Genomic DNA, 21,875 nt, shown 5'->3' with positions numbered 1-21,875 from the left:
GGAAGAGGAGCCGGGAAGGCATCATCAAAGCCATGACCCTGGAATCCCTTGAGATGGGAAGCAAGGTCATCTACAACAGATGTCTTCCCGGAGGCCCATGGCAGCGCCTGCTTCCTGGAATCATTCTTCTGCACAACAACACACCTACAGCTCGGGAGCGGGCTCTCGCCGCGTTGCTCTACGCGGGACCGATGAGCATGATCACCGGCATCGAAGCTTGCCGTCGATACGGCTTTCGGCTTCCAGCGCTCCCCACCAACGACTTGCTGATGCTGGTTCCACATCATCAGAAGGTGCTGAGTTCCGAGTTCGTGACCATAGAACGCACTAGGCGACTGCCGCCACCGTGGTCCCGGGACGGCCTACCGCTAGCGCCTCCCGTACGCGCGACTACAGACGCGGCCAGACGACTCCGTACGACCGAACCGATAGAGCAACTACTTATTGAGGCCGTACAGCGCGGCCGCTGCTCACCCACCGCACTCGCCACCGAACTCGACCGCGGCACCAAAAAAGGAACTGCGATCCCACGTCGCCTGCTCAGCGACTGGACCAATCTTCGCTCGATCGCCGAAGCCAGAGCAAAGGCGGTCGCCCGTGGATTGCCGGTCTTGCCCAGTCACTGGAATACCGATGTGTACGACTCCAACGGAGACTACGTAGGCTGCCCGGATGCTTGGTGGGACGACATAGCCCTGGCTTGGGAAATCGATTCGATCGAATTCCATTTCTATCGAGAGGGCTACGCGCGAACACTAAAACGCAACACTCGCTACGCCGCCGCCGGTATCACCGTTGTGCAAACACTCCCGTCAAGGCTCAAAGACGATCCGAAGAGCGTCCTCGCCGAACTGCGAGCCGCATACCGCGCGGCTGCCTCCCGCCCGCGCCCTGCCGTCACCCTCACCCGTAACGCAGCCTGATAGGTCCGTGGGGGCCTCCTTGAGGGACTCTAACTCCCTCAAGGAGGCCCCCACGGACCTTGAAAACGGACAGGGTTATTTGACGGCGTGGAGGGCGTTTACTCGGCCGTGGCCGTAGTAGGAGTTGTCGCGGTCCGGGCCCGAGCAGGTCGGGGCGCCGGAGCCGCACGGGACGGCGTCCGAGCCCGCCGCCAGGAGGCGGGTCAGCACCGAAGGCGACGCGCCCCGGTGGGTGGAGGCCAGCAGGGCCGCGACACCGGCCGCGTGCGGCGACGCCATCGAGGTCCCACACTTCGTCCCGTAGGGCCCGCCGAACACGGTCGTCGACAGCGGGCAGCCCGCGCCCTGGCCGGGCGGCGGCGCCTGCGCGGAGTCACCGCCCGGCGCGGTTACCTCGATCGCGTGACGGCCGTAGTTGCTGTACGCCGCCTTCGTCCCGGCGTAGCCCACCGAAGACACCGTCACGACACCGTCGAGCCCGCCCGGCAGGATCGCGCACGAGCGGTCGACCTGGTGCGGCCGGTTCGGGTCGGTGGTCTGCTTCGGGATGTCGAAGCCCGCGTTGCCCGCGGCCGCCACGGACAGCACCCCGCGCCCGGTCGCGAAGGACACCGCGCGCCGCACGGCCTCGAACGCCGCCGCGTCGCCTGGCTCCTTCGCGCAGTAGAACATGCCGGGGTCGATGTAGTAGCTGTTGTTCGTCACCGCGAACTTGTGCTGCGCGGCCCACATGAACCCGCACACCGCCGACTCCGGGAAGATGTACCCGCCGTCGCTGACCACCTTCACCGCCGCCAGCCGGACGCCGGGCGCGATGCCGGTGAACCCACGCGCGGGGTCCTTGCCCGCGATGGTCCCCGCCACGTGCGTCCCGTGGTCGGAGTTGGTCGGCGCCCACGACGCCGGGGCCGGGTCCGCCGCACCGGTGACGCAGCCCGCGGACGCCTTCGGGTCCACCGCCGCGGCGAGCGCCGGGTGCTTCGCGTCGATGCCCGAGTCCAGCACGCCGACGGTCACCGAGCCGCTGCCCGGGTTGACCTTGTTCGCCTCGGGCGCCTTGATCGCCCGCATGTCCCACTGTTCCGCGGAAAGATCGCCCTCGCCCGCGGGCGTGCTCGTGGTCTCCTCCAGCCTGCCCACCGCGGCGCGCGACGCGGCGGCGCCCTTGGCCGCGATGTCCTTACCGCCCGAGTACGCCCGGTTCACGCCGATCCGCTGCGCGAAGTCCGCGTTGCGCGAACTCGCCACCGCCACGCCGATCTCCGGGTGGTACGCCACCTTCGCGCCGCACTTCGCCTTCAGTTCCGAGTCGACCTGCCCCACCGGCTGCCCCGGCTTGTACAGCACGACATACGTGTACGGCGCGCTCGTCGTGTCGCAGGCGGCAGGCCCGGCGGGCGCGGCAACAGCAGCGGCGGGCGCCGCGAGCACCCCGGCGGCCACCGCGACGCCCAGCGCGGGGACGAACCATCGTCGTGAACGGGACATTCCACCTCCAGAAGTCGGTGGCGTGAACGTTAGGGTCCGCCGCGCCCGCCCGCCACCGACCAAAGGACGGTCACCACATGGGGCGAACGGGTCAAGCGCTCGCCCGCTCCTTGGCGTGCGCGCGAAGACCCCGCCAGCCGAGCACGCCGATCGCGGTGCCCAGCAGGAACGACACGACCGTCAGGATCGCGTGCACGACGAAGTACCCGGTGGCCGATCCGTCCGGCGCCCACGCGCGATCGCTCTCCCAGAGGTTCTTGGCGAACGTGATCCAGATGATCCAGGACCACACCCCGAAAGCGAGCAGGAACACCGAGGTACCTCGCGAAATGCGCATGCCCCGAGTATGCGACGGGCCCTCGGCGCTAGCCTGCGTGGGTGCACAGCGCATCACGCCGGTCGCTCAAAGTCCTCGCCACGTCGCTCGCCGCCGTCATCGCCCTCGCGATACCGGCGTCCGCCGCGTTCGCCGCGCCGAAGCCCCCGGCGCCGAACCCCGACGCGGGCTGCGCGAGGAGCGCCACCCCGCCCGCCCCGGTGGACACGTCCGAAAAGCCGGCGCCCGGCCAGGCCTCGCCGGCGCCGCTGCCGGTGCCCACGAGCCCGGTCGGCGGCTCCCGGATGGGCGAGTGCGGGATCGTCGCCCCGGCGGACGCGGCAGCCCCGCCGGAGGGCGTCACCGCCGCGTCGTGGGTCCTGCAGGACCTCGACACCGGTGGCGTCCTTGCCGCGAAGAACCCGCACGTCCGCGAGCGCCCCGCCTCGCTGATCAAGACGCTGCTGGCGCTCGTCGCCGTCACCGAGCTCAAACCCGAGCAGCCGGTCACGATCACCAAGGAGGACGCCGAGCAGGAGTGCACCTGTGTCGGCGTCGAGGCGGGCGAACAGTACACAGTGGACCAGCTGATGCACGGGCTGCTGATGCACTCGGGCAACGACGTCGCGCACGCGCTCGCCGCCACGCTCGGCGGCGTCGACGCGACGCTCGCGAAGATGAACGCGCTTGCCACCCGCATCGGCGCGACCGACACCCGCGCGGCGACGCCGTCCGGCCTCGACGGCCCCGGCATGTCGACCTCGGCGTATGACCTGAGCCTGATCTTCCACTACGCGATGAAGCAGCCGGAGTTCGCGAAGGCCGTCGGCACCAAGCAGTTCGAACTCCCCGGCGCGAACGGCAAGCCGCCGATCAAGATCCTCAACGACAACCGGCTGCTCGGCGTCTATCCCGGGTTCCTCGGCGGCAAGACCGGGTTCACCGACGACGCCCGGCACACCTACGTCGGCGGCGCGCAGCGCGACGGCAAACGGATCGCGGTGGTGCTGGTGCGGACCGAGCAGCAGCCGACTCCCGTGGTCGGCCAGGCCTCGAAACTGCTGGACTACGGTTTCGCGCTCCAGAAGGCCCAGGCCGCCCCGGTCGGGCGGATCGACTACCAGCCGCCCGCCCCGCCCGCCGTGGAAACCCACGGCAAGGCGGGCGGCACCAACGTCGCCAACGCCGCCGGGACCGTCCAGGCGGAGGACGCCTTCGGCACCACCGGCTGGATTCTCACCGTGGTGGTGTTCCTGATCATCGTCGGCGGTTTCGTCGTCGGTTACCAGCGCAAGAGGACGCAGGCGGAGGAACGCTAGGAGCGGCGGCGGCCCAGCCAGCCAAGCAGCGCGCCGACCCCGAAGGCGCCGGCGACCGCGCCCATCCCCGGGCCGGACTCGACGACGACCCGCTGCTCCAGTCGCACCGGCGGGGGCGGCTGGACGACCGTGCGCTGGTTCTCCCGCGCGGTCGCGGTCCACGCGGTGACGAACAGCAGGAACCGCGAGACGAGGTTCGCGAACACGAGCAGGCCGATCACCGGCCCGAGCAGCGCCGCCGCCGGGGACTTGAGGACGCTGTTCAGGTAGATCGTCGCGACCTGTTGCAGGATCACGAATCCGACCGCCGCGAAGATCGCGCCCTTGACCGCGCTGCGCAGGGTCGCTCGTTCGCGGGGCAGCCGGGCGATCACCCAGAGGAACACCAGCGTGTTGGCGGCGATGCCGAGCACGATGGTCGCGGCCGTCAGCAGGAACACCGCCCAGCCCTCGTGCTCCAGCCCCACCAGGCGCAACAGCAGCCGCCCGACACCACTGCCCGCCGCGGTCAGCGCGAAGGACACCACGAGCGCCAGTCCGAGGCCGATCAACGACACCAGGTCCTTGAGCGTGGTGGACACGAGCGGTAGTGACTTCTTCTCCAGGCCCCACTGGGCGGTGAGCGCGTCACGCAGGTTCGACATCCAGCCGATGCCCGAATACAAGGCGAGCAGCAGCCCGAAGATCCCGATCCCGCCACCGGACTCCAGCGCGCCCTTGACGATCCCCATGACGAGGTCCTGCAACCCCTCGGGCACGGACTTCCTGATGCCGTCCTTGATCTGCCCGATGACCACCGGGTCGTTGTTCACCACCTTGCCCACGACGGCGAACGCGACCAGCAGCAGCGGGAACACCGCGAGCACGCTGAAATAGGTGATCGCCGCCGCGTAGTGGTTTCCGTACCGCTCGCCGAACGCCTCGTTCGCGCGGAACAGGTGATCGAGCCAGGGGTACTTCCGCCGCAGGCGGGGGATCAACTTTTCCTTGCCGGGGCTGGTTTCGCGTGCGTTCGCCACCCGGGAAACGCTAACCAGCCCCGGTGACGCCCGCAATGCGAACGCTCAGGCCGGGGGAAGGAACCCGATTCGCTCGTACACCCGCGCCAGCGTCGCCGAGGCGACCTCACGGGCCTGTTCGGCACCGGCGGCGAGGATCTTGTCCAGCTCCGCCACATCGTCCAGATAGGACTTGACCGCGGCCTGCAGCGGGGTGACCCACTCGACGAGCACCTCGGCGAGGTCCTTCTTGAGATCGCCGTAGCCCTTGCCCTCGTACGCCGTTTCCAGCTCGGGGATCGCGCGCCCGGACAGAGCCGAGTAAATGGTGAGCAGGTTGGAGACCCCGGCCTTGTTCTCGGCGTCGAACACGACCTCGCGGCCGGTGTCGGTGACCGCGGAGCGGACCTTCTTCGCCGAACGCTTCGGCTCGTCGAGCAGTTCGACGAGCCCGTTCGCGGTCGCCGCAGACTTGCTCATCTTCGCCGTCGGGTCCTGCAGATCGTAGATCTTCGCGGTGTCCTTGAGGATGTAGGGCTCGGGCACCGTGAACGTCTTGCCCAGCCGGTTGTTGAAGCGCTGCGCGAGGTTGCGGGTCAGTTCGAGGTGCTGACGCTGGTCCTCGCCGACCGGCACCGAATTCGCCTGGTACAGCAGGATGTCCGCGGCCTGCAGCACCGGGTAGGTGAACAGCCCGACGCTGGCGCGGTCGGTGCCCTGCTTGGCGGACTTGTCCTTGAACTGCGTCATCCGCCCGGCCTCGCCGAACCCGGTCTGACACTCCAGCACCCAGCTCAGCTGCGCGTGCTCGGGCACGTGGCTCTGCACGAACAACGCGCTGCGCCGCGGGTCGATGCCGATCGCGAGCAGCTGCGCGGCGGCGACGCGGGTTCGCTGGCGCAGCACCTTCGGATCCTGTTCGACCGTGATCGCGTGCAGGTCGACGACCATGTAGAAGGCCTCGTGCGTGTCCTGCAGCCGCACCCACTGGCGCAGGGCGCCGAGGTAGTTGCCGAGGTGGAACGAGTCGGCGGTCGGCTGGATCCCGGAAAGCACCCGGGGACGGGCGGCGGGCGCGGTCTGTTCTTCGGACACGCCCGGATTCTTCCAGGCCGTCGTGGCCCGCGGACGGCGAGGTCCGGTGGACCATTCGGACGAATCCGTGAAATACCCCATACTTCCGAAGGTTCTCCGCGCACACCTGGCGTTTCTACCCTTCGTGATCACCGGATCACCGGTCGAGACGAAGGAGAACCCGATGAAGGCAAGATCCCTGCTCGCGGGCATGGCCGTGGCCGTCGCGGCAGTCTTCTCCCTGCCCGGCGTGGCCGCGGCGTCGGCGGAGCCCACGGGCGTGCAGCCGAACATCGTGGGTGGCACCAACGCCACCGAGGTCTACTCGTTCATGGCGTCGCTGCAATCGGGCAGCGGCAGTCACTCCTGCGGCGGCTCCCTGATCAAGGCGAACTGGGTGGTCACCGCGAAGCACTGCGGACAGCCCGCGCAGGTCCGCGTCGGCACCACCAACCGCACGAGCGGCGGCACCGTGGCCAGGGTGACGCAGCGGATCGCCCACCCGAGCGCGGACCTCGCGCTGCTGAAGCTCGGCACCTCGGTCGGCCAGGCCCCGATCGCGATCGCGGCGCAGTCCGGCGCCAACGGCACGGCCACCCGCATCATCGGCTGGGGCCAGACCTGTCCGACCCGGGGCGGCTGTGGCGCGCCGATCGCGCTGCAGCAGCTGGACACCTCGATCGTGGCGGACAACCGCTGCTCCGGGATCAACGGCCCCAGTGAGATCTGTACGAACAACCCCGGCGGAAACAAGGGCGCCTGCTACGGCGACTCGGGCGGCCCGCAGGTCAAGAAGGTCAACGGCGTGTGGCAGCTGATCGGCGCCACCAGCCGGGCCGGGAACAACAGCTCCACCTGCGCGACCGGTCCGTCCATCTACGTGGACGTCCCGTACTTCGCCAGCTGGATCGCCTCGAACACCCGGTAGGCATCCCCCGTCGAGCGCGTCCGGCCCACCGGGCGCGCTCGGCGTCAGGGGCGGCGGTGCGGGGTGAGCGCGGGGCGGGTCGGCTTGTCCGCCTGGGCCAGCTCGACCTCGGCGAGGTCCGCTTCGGCGAGGACGGCCTCGGCCATGGCCGTGACGTCCGTGCCCGCGACAGCCGCGTCGGCGACGGCGGTGGGCTCCGGTGCCGCGGCGACCGCCGCGGCACGGGCCTTACGGCGCTGACGAAGGACGCCGAGTGCCATCCCGACGATGCCCAGTGCCACGGCCACCACGCCGACCGGCCCCAGCAGTCCGAACGAGACCACGCTGGTCTCGACCCGCGCTTCGGGGTCGTCGGCCAGCGCCGCACCGCCCGCGGCGAGCAGCAGCGCGGCCGGGACGGCGACGAGCACGGCCGTGACCCGCGTCCCGCGCAGGACGGACCGCGTCAGGGGATGACCTGGGTTGCGCACCGGGGTGCCTCCCACGTAGTAACGGTTCTGAGCGAGCTCTCACCCACACGAGTGAGACTCAACGTGCCACCGGTCAAAAAACTACCGAGCGTGTCAAGACCTGCTGGTATTGATCAACTCGGGGGCAGAGACTAGCGCCCACACGGGGAGCGACGACGCCTACCCCCACTCTGCGCTACTCACCGTGGTAGTGGCCTCACCGCCGGCACGCGCCGTGACCGCGCGGGGCCTCGCCCGCCCTCGCCGGCCGCGGAACCGCCGCCCCGGGTCAGCCGGGGAACTCGATGTCGTAGGCCGCGGTCACCGGAGCGTGATCGGACCAGCGCTGGTCGTAGGACGCCGCCCGCTCGACCTCCACGGAGACGACCTTCGCCGCCAGCCCCGGGGTGGCGAGCTGGCAGTCGATGCGCCAGCCCGAGTCGTTGTCGAAGGCCTGGCCGCGGTAGGACCACCAGGTGTACGGGCCGGGCCCCGCCGGATCGAGCACACGCTGCACGTCGACGTAGCCCGCCTTCTCGTACACCTCGCCGAGCCAGGCCCGTTCCTCCGGGAGGAACCCGGAGTTCTTCCGGTTACCACGCCAGTTCTTCAGGTCCACGGTGTCGTAGGCGATGTTCCAGTCGCCCACCACGACCACCTCGCGCCCGGCCGCCGCGGCCTTGGCCCGCAGTTCGCCGAGGTAGGGCAGGAACGCGGCCATGAAGCGTTCCTTCTCCGCCTGCCGCTCGGTGCCGACGTCCCCGCTGGGCAGGTACAGGCTGGCCACCACGACCCCCGGCAGATGCGCTTCGAGGTAGCGGCCGCTGTTCTCGAACTCGGGCTCGCCGAAGCCGATCCGCACCTCCTCGGGCTCGACCCGGCTGTACAACGCGACGCCGTTGCGGCCCTTGACCTCCGACGGCGCGTGCACGGCGTGCCAGCCCTCGGGCGCGACGACCGACGCGGGCAGCTGCTCCCGCTCGGCACGCACCTCCTGGCACGCGACGACATCGGCCTTCGTCGCGGCGAGCCACTCGACGAAGCCCTTTTTCACGGCGGCCCGCAGGCCGTTGACGTTCACGGTGGAGACGATGAGCACGCCGGGCACGCTACCTCCCGGGACCGACAATCCCGTGGGCGTGGTCCGGCGAAGCGCTCGTCGCCGAGGCGGGGCCAGCCGTCAGGCGCCGGCCGTCAGCACTTGGCGCCCTGTTCGGGCTTGGTGAACTCGGCGGAAACCCATTTGGTGTCCGAAATCTTGCGGAACCCGTTCTGCGCACCGGGAAGCACGTCGACCTTCGCGTCCTTGACGTACTTGCCGACGATCTTCGCGTTGCCGTCGGGCGCCTCGCGGACGTTGAGCACATCCGCGGTGACACCGACCTTGCACCCGGTCGTCGAGCTCGCGTCCGCGGACTGCTTGTTCAGCGCGTAGATGATGACCACCGCGGCGATCACGCCGATGATGATCCACGTCTTCTTCGCCATGCCCAGGATCACGTCAGCTCCTCAGAACAAGAAACCCACCTCGACCAGGTTAGGTAAACCTTGGCGAGGCGGACAGGGCCCGCGGGGCCAACCACCCGGAGGCGCCAGCGCCGTCACTCGGCGGTGACGCCAGGTGACTGTCGGGTGGCGGATCCGAAACAGCGGAAAGCCCCCTTTCCGGGCATTTCGGCCCGGAAAGGGGGCTTTCCGTGAAGCGGCGTCCGGTCGATCAGCCCTGCGAGGCGATCTTCTTCGCCAGGTTCTCGTCCAGTGTGCCGAGGAACTCCTCGGTGGTCTGCCACGCCTGGTCCTTGCCCACGAGCAGGGCGAGGTCCTTGGTCATCTTGCCGCTCTCGACGGTCTCGATGACGACCTGCTCCAGCGTGTTCGCGAAGCCGACCAGCTCGGCGTTCGAGTCCAGCTTGCCGCGGTGCTCCAGGCCCCGGGTCCAGGCGTAGATCGACGCGATCGGGTTGGTCGAGGTCGGCTTGCCCTGCTGGTGCTGGCGGTAGTGCCGGGTGACCGTGCCGTGCGCGGCCTCGGCCTCGACGGTCCTGCCGTCCGGCGTGCGCAGCACCGAGGTCATCAGGCCGAGCGAGCCGAAGCCCTGCGCGACCGTGTCGGACTGGACGTCACCGTCGTAGTTCTTGCACGCCCAGACGTAGCCGCCCTCCCACTTGAGCGACGCGGCGACCATGTCGTCGATCAGCCGGTGCTCGTAGGTGATGCCCTTGGCGTCGAAGGCCGCCTTGAACTCGGCGTCGAAGATCTCCTGGAACACGTCCTTGAACATGCCGTCGTAGGCCTTGAGGATCGTGTTCTTGGTGGAGAGGTAGACCGGGTACTCGCGGTCGAGACCATACTGCAGCGACGCGCGCGCGAAGTCCTCGATGGACTTGCGGTAGTTGTACATCCCCATCGCGACGCCGCCGCCCTCGGGGAACTTCGCGACCTGGAACTCCATCGGCGCGGAGCCGTCTTCCGGCGTGTAGGTCATCGTCAGGGTGCCCGGGCCGGGGACCTTGAAGTTGGTCGCCTTGTACTGGTCGCCGTGCGCGTGACGGCCGATGATGATCGGCTTCGTCCAGCCCGGTACCAGCCGCGGGATGTTCCGGATGACGATCGGCTCGCGGAAGATGACACCGCCGAGGATGTTGCGGATCGTGCCGTTGGGCGAGACCCACATCTTCTTCAGGCCGAACTCCTCGACCCGCGCCTCGTCCGGGGTGATGGTGGCGCACTTGACGCCGACGCCGTGCTTCTTGATGGCGTTCGCGGAGTCGATGGTGATCTGGTCGTCGGTGCGGTCCCGCTCCTCGATACCCAGGTCGTAGTAGTCCAGGTTGACGTCCAGGTACGGGTGGATCAGCTTGTCCTTGATGAACTGCCAGATAATGCGGGTCATCTCATCGCCGTCGAGTTCGACGACGGTGCCCTGGACCTTGATCTTGGCCATGAGCAGCGGTGCTCCTTCCGCGGATCTTCGCGTTACTTCTTTGTCTCGCCGGTAGCGGTACAAGCGTACTGCTTAGCGGAGCTGGATGGTTCCAGTAGTGGTCAGGATCAAGTCTCCACCACTCCCGCCCCGCCCCGCTGACCGGCCACGCGGCGAGGACGGCGCGACGACGCGGGTAGCGGCGGGCGGGCGCGTGCCCGGTGGGACCATCGACCCATGGGACTGTTCACCGTGTCGGAGGCGCGCGCCGAACTCGCCCGGCTGAGACCCGTGCTCAACGAACTGGTGCGGGTGCGGGCCGACGCCGCCGAGCTCGCCGCGGCGCTCCGGGTCGGGGGACGCGACACCGCGCTCGGCGGACTGCCCGAGTGGAAGGCGGCGCAGGCCCGGCTCGACGAGCTGATGACCGCCGTGCAGGTCACCGGCGCCGAACTCAAGGGATTCGCGCCGCTGCTGGTGGACTTCCCGGCCGAGATGGACGGTGTGGACGTCCTGCTGTGCTGGTTGGAAGGCGACCGGGAGCTGGCCTGGTATCACCGCACGGACCTGGGTTTCGCCGGACGCCGTCCCCTGCCCTGAAACCCGGCTAGGGTGAGCGGGTGAGCGACTCCACGATGGCCGCACTGCACGACGAACTGGCCGGGACCTACGACGAAAACACCTTCCACGCCACTGTCGCGGACGCGGTGGTCGACGGGCTCGCCGCCGAACCGGCGCCCGGCCTCCTGCTCGACGTCGCCACCGGCACCGGTCACGCCGCGTTCGCGGCGCTGCGGCTGGCCCCGGCCGCGGTGCTCGCGGTGGACATCTCCCCCGGCATGCTCGCGCGCGCGGAGGCCAAGGCGGCCACCTTGGACCCGGCGGGGCGGATCACCTGGCGCGTCGGCCCGGCGGTGCCGATGCCCGCCGAGGACGGCAGCGCCGACGGCGTGCTCTGCGCGTCCTCACTGCACTTCCTGGGAGCGGCCGCGCTGCGCGACTGGCTGCGGGTGCTGCGGCCGGGCGGCGTCGCGGGCTTCAGCCTGCCGGTGGCGTCGCGGTTCTCCCCCTCCCGGACGTTCACCATGCACGTCCCCGCCGACCTGACGCTCCCGGACTCGGCCGAGGAAGCCGTCGCGGTGGCCACCGGGGCGGGCTTCACCGACGTCGTGGCACGCCGGCTGGACACCGACGACGACCGCCCACGCTCCGCCTTCGTCGTGCACGCCCGCGCCCCACGGTGATCCGGCTCGCCACACTGTCCGATGTGGACCGCTGGCTCGAGCGGCACGACTGGTTCGAAGGCGGGCACCTGGCCCTCGCCGAGCGCGCACCGGACGGCACGGTGACCCTGGAACTGGAGTACTACCGCACCTTCCGGCCCGAACCCGGCGAGTACTCCGCGGTGGAGACCCACCGGCTGACGGCCCGGCCCGCCGAGCTGGCGATGGCCGCGCCCGCTGTCTCCGGCCACGGCCTGGAAGAGGTCGAGAGCGGCACGACCGGCGACGGACGGCTTTTCGTCGAGCTGTACGCACCCGGCACGATCCGGGTCGAAGCCGCCGAATTCACCGCCGAGCGGATCGCGGTGGAGCGCAGGCGGACCGCCGCGGAACCCTTTTTCGCCGAGTTCCGGGTCGAGCTGGCCGTACCGGTGCCCGCGGCGTCGTGGTCGGCCCGCGTCTCGGAGCTGTTCGGCGAGACCGTCGTGTGGCGTGTTCTCGGTTCTCCCACCGGAGACCCGGCGCCCGCCGACCCGGACGGCCGGTTCCTGCAGGAACTGTCCTGTTTGGACAGTACGGACCACGGCGCGCTGTGCCTGGCCTGGTCCGGTGGCACGGCCCTGGTGTTCCGGCACTACCAGGTGGACGACGCGCTGTGGTCGGCCGTCCGGCGCGCCGCGGCCACCTTCGCGACGCGAATCCGGTGCGGGAACTGTGTTTTCACCCCGGACGGCTGGGCGGAGTACCTCGCCACCGGGGTCATCCGGCTCGCGGCCTGAGCGGCCCGGTCAGGCCCGGAACCGGATCTGCGCGCGGAACGCGGGCCTGTCCTGGCCGCCGCAGTGCTGCTCGACGTCCGCGTCGAACGCCGTGACGATCGCGGCGTTTTCCCAGACGTTGATCTCCTGGCGGGCGAAGTCCACCGCGCACTGCGGCCGGGTACCGGCCAGACGCCGTCCTCGGCGGTGAACGACAGACTCGTCGCCGGATCGGCGGAAGCGGCCGGGGCCCTTTCGGCGCAACGGTTTCCGGCTACCGATGCAGGGTGGTGCCCTTGAGGATCTTGTCGACGGCGTTCTTCGGGCCGTGCACCGCCAGCCCGGCCAGCGCGAGCTTCTCCCCCGGCACGGCGCGGACGGCGGCACGGTTGTCGCGATCGTTGCCGGTGTGGAACAGCTCGTCGGTGAAGATCGAGATCCGCAGGCCACGCCCGAGCGCCCGCTGCCGCGCGGCGGCGAGCACGTCGGCGGTCCCGGCGAAGACCAGCACGGGCTGGCCGAACATCGGCAGGTAGCCGGTGTCGTCCCCGTCCTCGTACGGCTCGCCGAGGATCTCGGGGGTGGCGTGCGCGATACCGCTGACCAGGAACGCGGTGACGTTCAGCCGTTGCCAGGAGGCCAGATCGTCCCGCAGCAGCACGGCGATCTTCGTGGGGAAGCGAATCGGTTCGGACATGGGGCAAGACTCACCGACGCACGACCTCGGCGTCTTGTACGTTTTGCACATGGGGATCTCCGCATGGCGGCCACCGGTGCCGGGCATCGCCGAGGTCTTCCACGCCCGCTTCGTCGACCACGCCTACCCGCCGCACACCCACGACACCTGGGCGCTGCTGATCGTCGACGACGGCGCGATCCGCTACGACCTGGACCGTCACCACCACGGCGCGCTCGGCACGGCGGTGACGCTGCTGCCGCCGAACGTCGCCCACGACGGGCGGGCCGCGACAAGTCACGGCTTCCGCAAACGCGTGCTGTACCTGGACACTTCGGTGCTGGGCGAGGACCTGACCGGCGCCGCGGTCGACCACCCGAGCATCGCCGACCCGCTGCTGCGGGATCGCGTCCACCGGCTGCACGAGACGCTGGCGGCCCCGGCGGACACACTCGAAGCCGAAAGCAGGCTCGTCCTGGTCGCCGACCGGCTGCGCGATCACCTGGGCCACCCGGCGACCGGCGCCCCACCCGCCCGTGGCGTCGCCGACGACCTCCGCGACCTGCTGGACGCGCGCCTGCCCGATGCGCTGACCCTGCGGGAGGCCGCGGGCACCCTCGGTGCGCACCCGGCGCACCTCGTCCGCGCCTTCGGCCGCCGGTTCGGCCTGCCCCCGCACCGCTACCTGACCGGCCGCCGCGTCGACCGGGCCCGCCGCCTGTTGCTGGCGGGCACACCGGCCGCGGAGGCCGCCGTGCGAGCCGGGTTCGTCGACCAGGCCCACCTGACCCGGCACTTCAAGCGTTATCTCGGCACGACACCCGGCCGTTTCGCGGCAGGATGAGCGGCATGCCCGACCTCGACTGGTGGCGTGCCGATCCGACCCGCTGGACCGGCCTCGCCTATCTCCGCGACGAATCCGAAGACGGCCCCGGCGATCACCACGCGGACGTGCGGGCCGAGGTGCTCGAAAGGCTCGCCGCCGATCACCGTGCCACCGACGCCGAATTCCTCCGGTTCCTCCTCGCCGAGGAAACCCGCTGGCACGCGGCCTCGTGGGGGATCAGCGAAAGCCTGCGCCTCGCCGCGCTGCTGCTCCACAAGTGCGGGCAGGTCGAAGACGTCTGGGCGATCTGGGACGCCAAGAACACGAACATGGACACCTCACTCGGCATGAACACGAGCGTGCTGTTCATCGCCGGGCTGGCCGGAACGCTCGAGTTCATCCGGAACAGCGCGCACCCCGACCGTGACGAGCTGCTGGAGTACCTGGAGACCGAAACGCCGCCGGACGAGGAGTGGCTCCGGGAATCGCTGGAGTTCGAGCACCGGTACCACCGGATGTGAGCGAAAGCGTCGCGGCCCGGCTCGTGAGATGCTGTGCCCATGGCACGCGCACTGCACCTGACCGGCGACAAGGAAGCCGACGCCCTGCTGTCGAAGGACCCGTTCGCCCTGCTGACCGGGATGCTGCTCGACCAGCAGATCGCGATGGAGGTCGCGTTCATCGGCCCGAAGAAGATCGCCGAGCGCATGGACGGGTTCGACGTCCGCAAGATCGCCGAATCCGACCTCGACGAGTTCGTGGAGCTCTGCGTGACGCCCCCGGCGATCCACCGCTACGGCGGCTCGATGGGCCGCCGCGTGCACGCGCTCGCGCAGCACGTCGTCGAGCACTACGACGGCAAGACCGACCGGATCTGGAAACAGGGCAAGCCCGACGGCAAGGAAGTCCTCAAGCGGCTCAAGGCCCTGCCCGGTTACGGCGACCAGAAGGCCCGGATCTTCCTCGCCCTGCTGGGCAAGCAGCGCGGCGTCCAGCCCGAAGGCTGGCGCGAGGCGGCCGGGGCGTACGGCGACGAGGGGTCGCACCGCTCCATCGCCGACGTCACCAGCCCCGAAACGCTCGCCGAGGTCCGCGCCTTCAAGAAGGCCGCCAAGGCGGCCGCCGCCGCGAAATAACGCCGGTTCCCACGTCCCGCCGGTGTCCACTGTGGACAGCGGCGGGACGCGGGATCAGGTCACAGCGCGTTCTGCAGCCGCTGGGACAGCAGGGTGACGAACCGCGCGGGATCGGCCAGCTCGCCGCCCTCGGCCAGCAGCGCCATCCCGTAGACCAGCTCCGCGGTCTCCTTGAGCCCGGCGTCGTCCGGTCGCGCCTCGTGCGCGGTGCGCAGGCCGGCCACCAGCGGGTGCTCGGGGTTGAGTTCGAGGATCCGCTTGACCGGCGGCAGCTCCTGGCCCATCGCCCGGTACATCTTCTCCAGCGTCGGCGTCATGTCGTAGCTGTCACCGACGATGCAGGCCGCCGAGGTGGTGAGCCGCGAGGACAGCCGCACCTCCTTGACGCTGTCCTCCAGCGCCGAGGACATCCAGGTGAGCAGATCGGCGAAGTCCTTCTGCCGCTGCTCGCGCTCGGCGGTCTTCGACTCGTCGTCGTCGGCGTCCAGGTCGACCTGCCCCTTGGCGACCGACTGGAACTGCTTCTCCTCGAACCCGGAGACGGCGTCGACCCACATCTCGTCGATCGGGTCGGTCAGGATCAGCACCTCGAACCCCTTGGCGCGGAAGGCTTCCAGGTGCGGCGAGTTCTCGATGGCCTGCCGCGACTCGCCGGTGAGGTAGTAGATGTGCTCCTGGCCGTCCTTCATCCGCTCGACGTACTCACGCAGCGTGGTCGGCTTCTCCGCGTCGTGCGTCGAAGCGAACGAGCAGATGTCGAGGATGGCGGTGCGGTTCTCGGTGTCGTCGAGCAGCCCCTCCTTGAGCGCACGGCCGAACTCCTGCCAGAACGTCGCGTACTTCTCCGGCTCGGCCGACATCATGGTCTTGACCGTGGAGAGGACCTTCTTGACCAGACGCCGCCGGATGAGCTGGATCTGGCGGTCCTGCTGCAGGATCTCGCGCGAGACGTTGAGCGAGAGGTCCTGCGCGTCCACGACACCCTTGACGAAGCGCAGGTACTCCGGCATCAGCGCTTCGCAGTCGTCCATGATGAACACGCGCTTGACGTAGAGCTGCACGCCGCGCTTGCGCTCCCGCATGAACAGGTCCATCGGCGCGCGCGAGGGCAGGAACAGCAGCGCCTGGTACTCGAACGTGCCCTCGGCCTGTAGCCGGATCGTCTCCAGCGGGTCCTGCCAGTCGTGGCTGACGTGCTTGTAGAACTCGTGGTACTCGTCCTCGCTCACGTCCGAGGACGGGCGGGCCCAGAGCGCCTTCATCGAGTTCAGCGTTTCCACCGCGGGCTCGGCGCTCTCCTCGCCCTCGGCGGGCTCGCCCGCCATCCGGATCGGCCAGGTGATGAAGTCCGAGTACTTCTTGACGATCTCCCGCAGCTTCGCCGCCGAGGTGTAGTCGAAGAGGTGGTCCTCGACGTCGACCGGCTTCAGGTGCAGGGTCACCGCGGTGCCCTGCGGGGCGTCGGCCACCGGCTCGATCGTGTAGGTGCCCTCGCCCTCGGACTCCCACCGGACGCCCTCGTCGGCCCCGGCCCGCCGGGTCACCAGCGTGACCTTGTCAGCCACCATGAAGCTGGAGTAGAAGCCGATGCCGAACTGGCCGATCAGGTCGCCCGAGGCGGCCGAGTCCTTTGCCTCCTTGAGCTTGGCGAGGAACTCGGCGGTGCCGGACTTCGCGATCGTGCCGATCAGGTTCACCACGTCTTCGCGCGACATCCCGATGCCGTTGTCGCGCACGGTGAGCGTGCGCTGTTCCTGATCGGTTTCGAGCGTGATGTGCAGGTCGTCGGTGTCGGCCTGCAGGTCCTTGTCACGGAACGCCTCCAGCCGGAGCTTGTCCAGCGCGTCCGAGGCGTTGGACACCAGCTCCCGCAGGAACGTGTCCTTGTTCGAGTAGATCGAGTGGATCATCAGCCGCAGCAGCTGCCGCGCTTCCGACTGGAACTCCAGCGTCTCCGCCGACGTCGTCACCTACGTCCCCTCCCAGCACTAACCAGGTATTACCGGCCCGACATCTTAGCGAACCAGACCACGTCCGGTTCGCCGCGCGGGACCGGTACCTCGGTCACCCGGACGTCGGGGAAGCGCGACCGTAGCCGCTCGGTGAACGACGGCGCCGTGCCGGCGCTCCACACCGCGAGCACGCCGCCGGGCCGCAGCCGCTCGGCCAGCCCGTCCACGCCGGAGTCGCCGTACAACGCCGCGTTCCCGTCCGTGACCGTCCATTCAGGACCGTTGTCGATGTCCAGGCACAGCGCGTCGAAGGTTTCGCCGGTTTCCCGGAGCCAGGCGACGAGATCCGCCTCGACGACGGTGACCCTGACGTCGGCGAGCGCGTCGCCGTGCACCGCCCGCAGGGGACCCTCCCGGTTCCAGGCGAGCACCGCGGGCTCCCGCTCCACCACGACGACCTCTCCCACGTTCGGGTGATCGAGGGCCGCCCGCAGCGAGAACCCGACGCCGAGGCCACCGATGAGGATCCGCGCGCCCGGCCCCAGCCGGTCCGCGGCACCGGTCACCAGAAGCCGCTCCGACTCGCCGTTGCGGGTGTCCATGAGGAACACCCCGTTCGCGATGACCTCGAACTCGTCCCCGTCGCGCCGCAGCACCAGTTCCCCGCCGCGGCCGGAAACCACATCGACCACTTCCGCCACGAACCGCACCTTCTCACAGCAGCCCGGTGAGCTTGTACAGCACCAGACTCCCGGCCACCGCGACGTTCAGGCTGGCGCCGGTGCCCGCCATCGGGATCTCGACCACGGTGTCGAGCAGGTCCAGCGCCTCGGGCGGGATGCCCGGCTGCTCGTGCCCGAGCACCGCGATGGTGCGGCCCCTGGCGGCGGGCAGGTCGGCGAGCCGCACCGCCTCCTCGGCCAGCTCGACGCCGACCACGCGAGTGCCCGCCGCGCGCTCCCGCGCCAGCCAGCCGGGCGGATCGTGCACCCAGTGCACACAGGCCGGACGGCGCAGGACGTCTTGTCACGGCGCAGTGCCGCGGCGCAGTGCCTCCGGGACCCACGGAAACCGTGGTACCGCGAGGCAGGCGCCGACGGCGTCGCACGTGCGGAGCAGGCTGCCGAGGTTCGCGCCGTGCAACGGCCAGAGCGGCGCCGCGACCAGATGTCCCCAGCAGGAATGGGCTCGTGTCCGCCGGGACTTCCGCAGTTCCTTTCACGCGCGAGGCACTCTTTCCCGCCGAGAGCGCATCAGCAGAGTCGGACCCGGATCGACGGGCTCACCGGCGTCGAGGCTCGACGCCTCCAAGCTGTTTCGCTGTCATGGAGCCACTCTAACCGGCCAGGCGACCCTTCGGGCCTGTACGGACTCCACGCCCCCTCTTAACCTGGTACACGCGGAGGTGAAGCCCCATGCACGCGATGGTAGGAGACGAGATCCAGGTCCACGGCCGCACCGTGGGATCCGCCGAACAGCGTGGCGAGATCCTCGAGGTGCGGGGCGAGAACGGCGAACCGCCGTACGTGGTCCGGTTCAGCGACGGGCACGAAGCACTGGTGTACCCCGGCCCCGACTGCCAGGTACAGGCGCATACCGGATAACCGGCGTCAGCTCGATACCGCCACCTCCTTCCGGGTGGCGGTACGGGCGCGCCAGCCCACCAGCACGACCGCGGCGGCCAGCGCGGTCAGCACCGCGGCGACCTCGGGCAGCAGCAGCGGGCCGCCGACGTCCAGCACCACGCCGCCGAGGACACCGGACAGCCCGACGCCGAGATAGATCGCCGACGCGTTGAGCGAGAGCGCCAGGCCCGCGTGGACCGGCGAAAGCTCGATCAGGCGATGTTGCACCGGCGGGTTGAACGACCAGGTGCACAGGCCCCACAGGAACATGACGATCCCGGCGCCGACGGCCGTGCTCGCGACCACCGGCAGCACGGCCAGCACCACGGTGAGCCCGGCCACCACCACGAGCAGTGGCCGCCGCGCGCCCCAGCGGTCGGTGACGCGGCCACCGGCGAAGTTTCCGATCGCGCCGCCGATGCCATAGCAGAACAGCAGCACCGTGACGGCCGTGCCGTGCAGCCCGGCGGTGGTGGCCAGCACCTGTGAAATGAACGTGTACACGGTGAACGCCGCGAGGCAGGCGAGCACCGTGGTCACCAGCATCGCGAGGACGCGGGTGTCCCTGGCGACGGAGAACCGCTCGGCGAAACGGACCGGCGGCGGGGGCGCGACCTTGGGCAGGGCGAGCCGGACCGCGACCGCCCCGGCCAGCGAGAACGCCGCGACCAGCGCGAACACCATCTCGTACCCGAGGCGCTGGGACAGCAGGCTGCCCAGCGGCACACCGAGGATGGTGGCGACGGTGAGGCCGCCGAACACGAGCGCCACCGCGCGGCCGCGCCGCTCCGGCGCGGTGAGCTCGGCGGCGACCGCGCTGGCCGCCGGGGTGAACACGGCGGCCCCGATCGCGGTGACGACCCTTGCCGCCAGCAGGGTGTAGTACTCCGGCGCGAGGGCGGCCATCGCGTTGCCCGCCGCGGTGACGACGAGCGCGCCGACCAGCACGGCACGCCGCTCCCAGCGCCCGGTGAGCGCGGCGAACAACGGCGAGCCGATCGCGTACGCGACGGCGAAGGCGGTGACCAGCTGGGCCGCGGTGGCGGCCGAGACGTGCAGCTGCGTGGTCAGCGCCGGGAGCAGCCCGGCGACGACGTAGCCACTGGTGCCGACGGCGAACGTGCCGAGCGCCAGCACGGACGTGCGCGCCTGCTTCGCCGGTGATCCCGGCGGTGCTGCCGCGGAGACGGTGGTCATGAGGTGGATCCCCCAACAGAGAGCGGTGACCGACAGCGGTGGCCGAACCACGTTGTTCGATGGCTGTCGTAATACGAAGATCACCGTACTACGCGGCACCGACAATTTCGACGGCTGTCGTACTATGGGAGCGTGAACAGCGCCGTCCCCCTCACGCCGATCGTCCACCCCGATCGCGGCGAACTGACCATCGAGGCCCTGCTCCGCGCGCTGGCCGACCCGGTCCGCCTGGCGATCGTCCGCCAGGTCGCGAACACCGAAGGTGAGGTCGCGTGCGGCGCGTTCGACGTCCCCGTGACGAAGTCCACACTGACCCACCACCTGGGCATCCTGCGCCAGGCAGGCGTCCTCGCCAGCCGCCAGGACGGCACGACGCGCTACAACTCGTTGCGGCGCAACGATCTTGACGTCGTCTTCCCCGGGCTGCTCGACGCGGTGCTGGCGGCGCCCCACAACGCCTGACTCGGCACGTGGGCGGGCTCACGCGAAACCGGGATGACAAAGGCACCCCGCGTCGGTTGAACTAGGCGAAGGACAGCGAGGCGGCGCCGGAGCCGCAGAGGCTGTCTTCCTTTTTGCCAGCCTACTAAATCGATTCAGACACCGTGGCGAAGCCTGGTCTGAGAAATCGTTTACCCGGAAGGAGAGCCGTGCCCGTCGCGCTGCTCGCGCTCGCCATCGGTGCCTTCGGCATCGGGACAACCGAGTTCGTCATGATGGGTGTGCTGCCCCAGACCGCAGCCGACTTCGGCGTGTCCATCCCGACCGCCGGCTACCTGATCACCGGCTACGCGCTCGGCGTCGTGATCGGCGCGCCCCTGCTCACCGCGGCCGCCGTCCGGCTGCCGCGCAAAACGATGCTACTGGCCATGATGGGCCTGTTCACCCTGGGCAACGCGCTGTTCGCGCTGGCACCGAACCAGGAGTTCGGGGTGGCCTTCCGCTTCCTCGCCGGCCTGCCGCACGGCGCGTTCTTCGGCGCGGGCGCGGTGGTCGCGTCGAGCCTGGCCAAGAACGGCCAGCGCGCCAAGGCGGTGTCGATGATGTTCCTCGGGCTGACGCTGGCCAACGTCATCGGTGTGCCGCTGGGCACCCTGCTCGGCCAGCGGGTCGGCTGGCGGGCGACGTTCGGCGTCGTCGCGGTGATCGGCCTGGTCGCGATCGCCGCGATCGCGAAGCTCGTGCCGCACCAGGGCCGCCCGGCCGAGCCGTCGCTGCGCAACGAGCTCGGCGCGTTCCGCCGCCCGCAGGTGTGGCTGGCGCTGGCGATCGTCATGTTCGGGCTCGGCGGCGTGTTCGCGTGCCTGTCCTACATCGCGCCGATGCTGACCGACGTGGCCGGCTACTCGCCGTCGAACGTCACGGTGCTGCTCGCGCTCGCCGGGGTCGGGATGACGATCGGCAACCTGCTGGGCGGGCGGCTCGCCGACCGCGCGCTGATGCCGAGTCTGTATGTCGCGCTGCTCGCGCTGGCCTCGGTGCTGGGGATCTTCACGGTGACCGCGCAGGGCAAGGTCGGCGCCGCGATCACGATCTTCTTCGTCGGCGTCGCCGGGTTCATGATCGGCCCGATGATGCAGGCGCGGATCATGGAGAAGGCGGGCGGGACGCCGTCGCTGGTGTCGGCGGCGGTGCAGTCGGCGTTCAACATCGCCAACTCGATCGGGGCCTACCTGGGCGGGCTGGTGATCGCGGGCGGTCTCGGCCTGGTCGCCCCGAACTGGGTCGGCGCGCTGCTGGCGGTCCTCGGCCTGTCGCTGGCGGCGGTGTCCGGCGGTCTCGACCGCCGCGAGTCCCGCGCCGCCGCCCCCGCGATGGCCTCCTGACCCGGCGGCTCCCGAACGCCACATTGGGGCGCATGAAGGCTGGGAAGCGCCGCGCGGAACTCGGGTGCCCTACCCCGGAAGTACGCCGTGGTCCGTGAATGCCACATTGAGGGACTCTGAGTCCCTCAATGTGGCATTCACGGACTTGAGGTGGACTCTGCTGGAGCCTTGGGTGCCACCGCCTGAGGCCCGGCATTGGCGCCGGATGACCGAAGGCGTCCCTCGGTGCGTTGAGCGC

26 protein-coding genes are annotated in these 21,875 nt (G+C 69.9%); 12 read left to right on the top strand and 14 right to left on the bottom strand.

All coding sequences use genetic code 11. From position 1 onward, the window contains the following. Positions 1-32: 32 nt before the first annotated feature. The gene (locus ABD987_RS22870; protein WP_345397099.1) at positions 33-923 is read left to right on the top strand and encodes a hypothetical protein; all 891 of its coding nucleotides are present in this window, start codon (positions 33-35) and stop codon (positions 921-923) included. Positions 924-998: 75 nt separating this feature from the next. On the opposite strand, the gene ABD987_RS22865 is transcribed toward ABD987_RS22870, so the two are convergent. After that, the gene (locus ABD987_RS22865) at positions 999-2,411 is read right to left on the bottom strand and encodes a S8 family peptidase (protein ID WP_345397096.1); all 1,413 of its coding nucleotides are present in this window, start codon (positions 2,409-2,411) and stop codon (positions 999-1,001) included. A gap of 91 nt (positions 2,412-2,502) precedes the next feature. Beyond that, complete coding sequence (locus ABD987_RS22860) at positions 2,503-2,748, bottom strand: SCO4848 family membrane protein (RefSeq protein WP_345397093.1); 246 nt, start codon at positions 2,746-2,748, stop codon at positions 2,503-2,505. A 41-nt stretch (positions 2,749-2,789) separates the two neighbouring features. On the opposite strand from ABD987_RS22860, the gene ABD987_RS22855 reads away from it, so the two are divergent. Then, positions 2,790-4,046: a D-alanyl-D-alanine carboxypeptidase family protein gene (locus ABD987_RS22855; protein ID WP_345397090.1), complete on the top strand. Its 1,257-nt coding sequence runs from the start codon at positions 2,790-2,792 to the stop codon at positions 4,044-4,046. On the opposite strand, the gene ABD987_RS22850 is transcribed toward ABD987_RS22855, so the two are convergent. Together ABD987_RS22850 and trpS are read right to left on the bottom strand one after the other, a co-directional pair. After that, positions 4,043-5,065: a YhjD/YihY/BrkB family envelope integrity protein gene (locus ABD987_RS22850; RefSeq protein ID WP_345397087.1), complete on the bottom strand. Its 1,023-nt coding sequence runs from the start codon at positions 5,063-5,065 to the stop codon at positions 4,043-4,045. The genes ABD987_RS22855 and ABD987_RS22850 overlap by 4 nt on opposite strands. Positions 5,066-5,110: 45 nt before the next feature. After that, entirely contained in the window at positions 5,111-6,139 is a 1,029-nt protein-coding gene (gene trpS, locus ABD987_RS22845) for a tryptophan--tRNA ligase (protein ID WP_345397084.1), read from the bottom strand. A gap of 163 nt (positions 6,140-6,302) precedes the next feature. Between trpS and ABD987_RS22840 the strand changes: the two genes are divergently transcribed. Beyond that, positions 6,303-7,046 (top strand): S1 family peptidase, encoded by a 744-nt coding sequence (locus tag ABD987_RS22840; RefSeq protein WP_345397081.1) that lies wholly within the window; start codon positions 6,303-6,305, stop codon positions 7,044-7,046. 44 nt (positions 7,047-7,090) lie between these two features. Here ABD987_RS22840 and ABD987_RS22835 read toward each other — a convergent pair whose 3' ends face one another. The 4 genes from ABD987_RS22835 to ABD987_RS22820 form a co-directional block, all read right to left on the bottom strand. Then, positions 7,091-7,516: a hypothetical protein gene (locus ABD987_RS22835; protein ID WP_345397078.1), complete on the bottom strand. Its 426-nt coding sequence runs from the start codon at positions 7,514-7,516 to the stop codon at positions 7,091-7,093. Between the two features lie 268 nt (positions 7,517-7,784). Then, positions 7,785-8,603 carry an exodeoxyribonuclease III gene (locus tag ABD987_RS22830; RefSeq protein WP_345397074.1) on the bottom strand — a complete coding sequence of 273 codons (819 nt, stop codon included), beginning with the start codon at positions 8,601-8,603 and terminating at the stop codon, positions 7,785-7,787. Positions 8,604-8,689: 86 nt separating this feature from the next. Beyond that, the gene (locus ABD987_RS22825) at positions 8,690-8,983 is read right to left on the bottom strand and encodes an SH3 domain-containing protein (protein ID WP_345397525.1); all 294 of its coding nucleotides are present in this window, start codon (positions 8,981-8,983) and stop codon (positions 8,690-8,692) included. 229 nt (positions 8,984-9,212) lie between these two features. Continuing rightward, complete coding sequence (locus tag ABD987_RS22820) at positions 9,213-10,439, bottom strand: NADP-dependent isocitrate dehydrogenase (protein WP_345397071.1); 1,227 nt, start codon at positions 10,437-10,439, stop codon at positions 9,213-9,215. 216 nt (positions 10,440-10,655) lie between these two features. Here ABD987_RS22820 and ABD987_RS22815 point away from each other — a divergent pair, with 216 nt between their 5' ends. From ABD987_RS22815 to ABD987_RS22805, 3 genes are read left to right on the top strand one after another with little or no spacing between them, the layout of a single operon-like run. Then, a complete protein-coding gene (locus ABD987_RS22815; protein WP_345397068.1) occupies positions 10,656-11,018 on the top strand; it encodes a DUF2203 domain-containing protein in 363 nt (120 codons plus the stop codon). Between the two features lie 20 nt (positions 11,019-11,038). After that, positions 11,039-11,662, top strand: a complete 624-nt coding sequence (locus ABD987_RS22810; protein ID WP_345397065.1) for a class I SAM-dependent methyltransferase — start codon at positions 11,039-11,041, stop codon at positions 11,660-11,662. Between the two features lie 23 nt (positions 11,663-11,685). After that, complete coding sequence (locus ABD987_RS22805) at positions 11,686-12,420, top strand: hypothetical protein (RefSeq protein WP_345397062.1); 735 nt, start codon at positions 11,686-11,688, stop codon at positions 12,418-12,420. A 9-nt stretch (positions 12,421-12,429) separates the two neighbouring features. Here the strand turns inward: ABD987_RS22805 and ABD987_RS22800 are convergent, their stop codons facing one another. Together ABD987_RS22800 and ABD987_RS22795 are read right to left on the bottom strand one after the other, a co-directional pair. Next, positions 12,430-12,564 (bottom strand): hypothetical protein, encoded by a 135-nt coding sequence (locus ABD987_RS22800; protein WP_345397059.1) that lies wholly within the window; start codon positions 12,562-12,564, stop codon positions 12,430-12,432. 109 nt (positions 12,565-12,673) lie between these two features. After that, on the bottom strand, positions 12,674-13,096 hold the full coding sequence (locus tag ABD987_RS22795) for a DUF2000 family protein (protein WP_345397056.1): 423 nt from the start codon (positions 13,094-13,096) through the stop codon (positions 12,674-12,676). 49 nt (positions 13,097-13,145) lie between these two features. Here ABD987_RS22795 and ABD987_RS22790 point away from each other — a divergent pair, with 49 nt between their 5' ends. Genes ABD987_RS22790 through ABD987_RS22780 form a run of 3 tightly spaced genes read left to right on the top strand, consistent with a single transcriptional unit; the run spans position 13,146 to position 15,037 of the window. Further along, complete coding sequence (locus ABD987_RS22790) at positions 13,146-13,919, top strand: helix-turn-helix transcriptional regulator (RefSeq protein WP_345397054.1); 774 nt, start codon at positions 13,146-13,148, stop codon at positions 13,917-13,919. A gap of 5 nt (positions 13,920-13,924) precedes the next feature. Then, positions 13,925-14,422 carry a hypothetical protein gene (locus ABD987_RS22785; RefSeq protein WP_345397052.1) on the top strand — a complete coding sequence of 166 codons (498 nt, stop codon included), beginning with the start codon at positions 13,925-13,927 and terminating at the stop codon, positions 14,420-14,422. A 39-nt stretch (positions 14,423-14,461) separates the two neighbouring features. Further along, positions 14,462-15,037: an HhH-GPD-type base excision DNA repair protein gene (locus ABD987_RS22780; protein WP_345397050.1), complete on the top strand. Its 576-nt coding sequence runs from the start codon at positions 14,462-14,464 to the stop codon at positions 15,035-15,037. A 59-nt stretch (positions 15,038-15,096) separates the two neighbouring features. On the opposite strand, the gene htpG is transcribed toward ABD987_RS22780, so the two are convergent. Genes htpG through ABD987_RS22765 form a run of 3 tightly spaced genes read right to left on the bottom strand, consistent with a single transcriptional unit; the run spans position 15,097 to position 17,979 of the window. After that, a complete protein-coding gene (htpG, locus tag ABD987_RS22775) occupies positions 15,097-17,007 on the bottom strand; it encodes a molecular chaperone HtpG (protein ID WP_345397047.1) in 1,911 nt (636 codons plus the stop codon). 29 nt (positions 17,008-17,036) lie between these two features. Beyond that, complete coding sequence (locus tag ABD987_RS22770) at positions 17,037-17,690, bottom strand: spermine/spermidine synthase domain-containing protein (RefSeq protein WP_345397044.1); 654 nt, start codon at positions 17,688-17,690, stop codon at positions 17,037-17,039. Between the two features lie 13 nt (positions 17,691-17,703). After that, complete coding sequence (locus tag ABD987_RS22765; protein ID WP_345397041.1) at positions 17,704-17,979, bottom strand: TrmH family RNA methyltransferase; 276 nt, start codon at positions 17,977-17,979, stop codon at positions 17,704-17,706. Positions 17,980-18,404: 425 nt separating this feature from the next. Between ABD987_RS22765 and ABD987_RS22760 the strand changes: the two genes are divergently transcribed. Beyond that, a complete protein-coding gene (locus ABD987_RS22760) occupies positions 18,405-18,593 on the top strand; it encodes a DUF1918 domain-containing protein (protein ID WP_345397038.1) in 189 nt (62 codons plus the stop codon). 6 nt (positions 18,594-18,599) lie between these two features. Here ABD987_RS22760 and ABD987_RS22755 read toward each other — a convergent pair whose 3' ends face one another. Then, a complete protein-coding gene (locus tag ABD987_RS22755; RefSeq protein WP_345397035.1) occupies positions 18,600-19,811 on the bottom strand; it encodes an MFS transporter in 1,212 nt (403 codons plus the stop codon). A 132-nt stretch (positions 19,812-19,943) separates the two neighbouring features. Here ABD987_RS22755 and ABD987_RS22750 point away from each other — a divergent pair, with 132 nt between their 5' ends. Together ABD987_RS22750 and ABD987_RS22745 are read left to right on the top strand one after the other, a co-directional pair. Next, positions 19,944-20,273: an ArsR/SmtB family transcription factor gene (locus ABD987_RS22750; RefSeq protein WP_345397032.1), complete on the top strand. Its 330-nt coding sequence runs from the start codon at positions 19,944-19,946 to the stop codon at positions 20,271-20,273. Positions 20,274-20,461: 188 nt separating this feature from the next. Further along, positions 20,462-21,637 (top strand): MFS transporter, encoded by a 1,176-nt coding sequence (locus tag ABD987_RS22745; RefSeq protein ID WP_345397029.1) that lies wholly within the window; start codon positions 20,462-20,464, stop codon positions 21,635-21,637. Positions 21,638-21,875: the final 238 nt, after the last annotated feature.

The sequence above is a fragment of the Amycolatopsis samaneae genome (assembly GCF_039541975.1).
GTDB classification, from domain to species: domain Bacteria; phylum Actinomycetota; class Actinomycetes; order Mycobacteriales; family Pseudonocardiaceae; genus Amycolatopsis; species Amycolatopsis samaneae.
The sequence above is the reverse complement of the archived record's forward strand: the minus strand, read 5'-3'. Positions and strand labels throughout refer to the sequence as shown.

Coding starts and splice junctions, on each gene's coding strand:
- ABD987_RS22755 (WP_345397035.1), bottom strand. CDS start 19,811: ATGACCACCGTCTCCGCGGCAGCACCGCCGGGATCACCGGCGAAGCAG.
- ABD987_RS22815 (WP_345397068.1), top strand. CDS start 10,656: ATGGGACTGTTCACCGTGTCGGAGGCGCGCGCCGAACTCGCCCGGCTG.
- ABD987_RS22870 (WP_345397099.1), top strand. CDS start 33: ATGACCCTGGAATCCCTTGAGATGGGAAGCAAGGTCATCTACAACAGA.
- ABD987_RS22780 (WP_345397050.1), top strand. CDS start 14,462: ATGGCACGCGCACTGCACCTGACCGGCGACAAGGAAGCCGACGCCCTG.
- ABD987_RS22760 (WP_345397038.1), top strand. CDS start 18,405: ATGCACGCGATGGTAGGAGACGAGATCCAGGTCCACGGCCGCACCGTG.
- ABD987_RS22865 (WP_345397096.1), bottom strand. CDS start 2,411: ATGTCCCGTTCACGACGATGGTTCGTCCCCGCGCTGGGCGTCGCGGTG.
- ABD987_RS22840 (WP_345397081.1), top strand. CDS start 6,303: ATGAAGGCAAGATCCCTGCTCGCGGGCATGGCCGTGGCCGTCGCGGCA.
- ABD987_RS22860 (WP_345397093.1), bottom strand. CDS start 2,748: ATGCGCATTTCGCGAGGTACCTCGGTGTTCCTGCTCGCTTTCGGGGTG.
- ABD987_RS22785 (WP_345397052.1), top strand. CDS start 13,925: ATGCCCGACCTCGACTGGTGGCGTGCCGATCCGACCCGCTGGACCGGC.
- ABD987_RS22795 (WP_345397056.1), bottom strand. CDS start 13,096: ATGTCCGAACCGATTCGCTTCCCCACGAAGATCGCCGTGCTGCTGCGG.
- ABD987_RS22825 (WP_345397525.1), bottom strand. CDS start 8,983: ATGGCGAAGAAGACGTGGATCATCATCGGCGTGATCGCCGCGGTGGTC.
- ABD987_RS22820 (WP_345397071.1), bottom strand. CDS start 10,439: ATGGCCAAGATCAAGGTCCAGGGCACCGTCGTCGAACTCGACGGCGAT.
- ABD987_RS22790 (WP_345397054.1), top strand. CDS start 13,146: ATGGGGATCTCCGCATGGCGGCCACCGGTGCCGGGCATCGCCGAGGTC.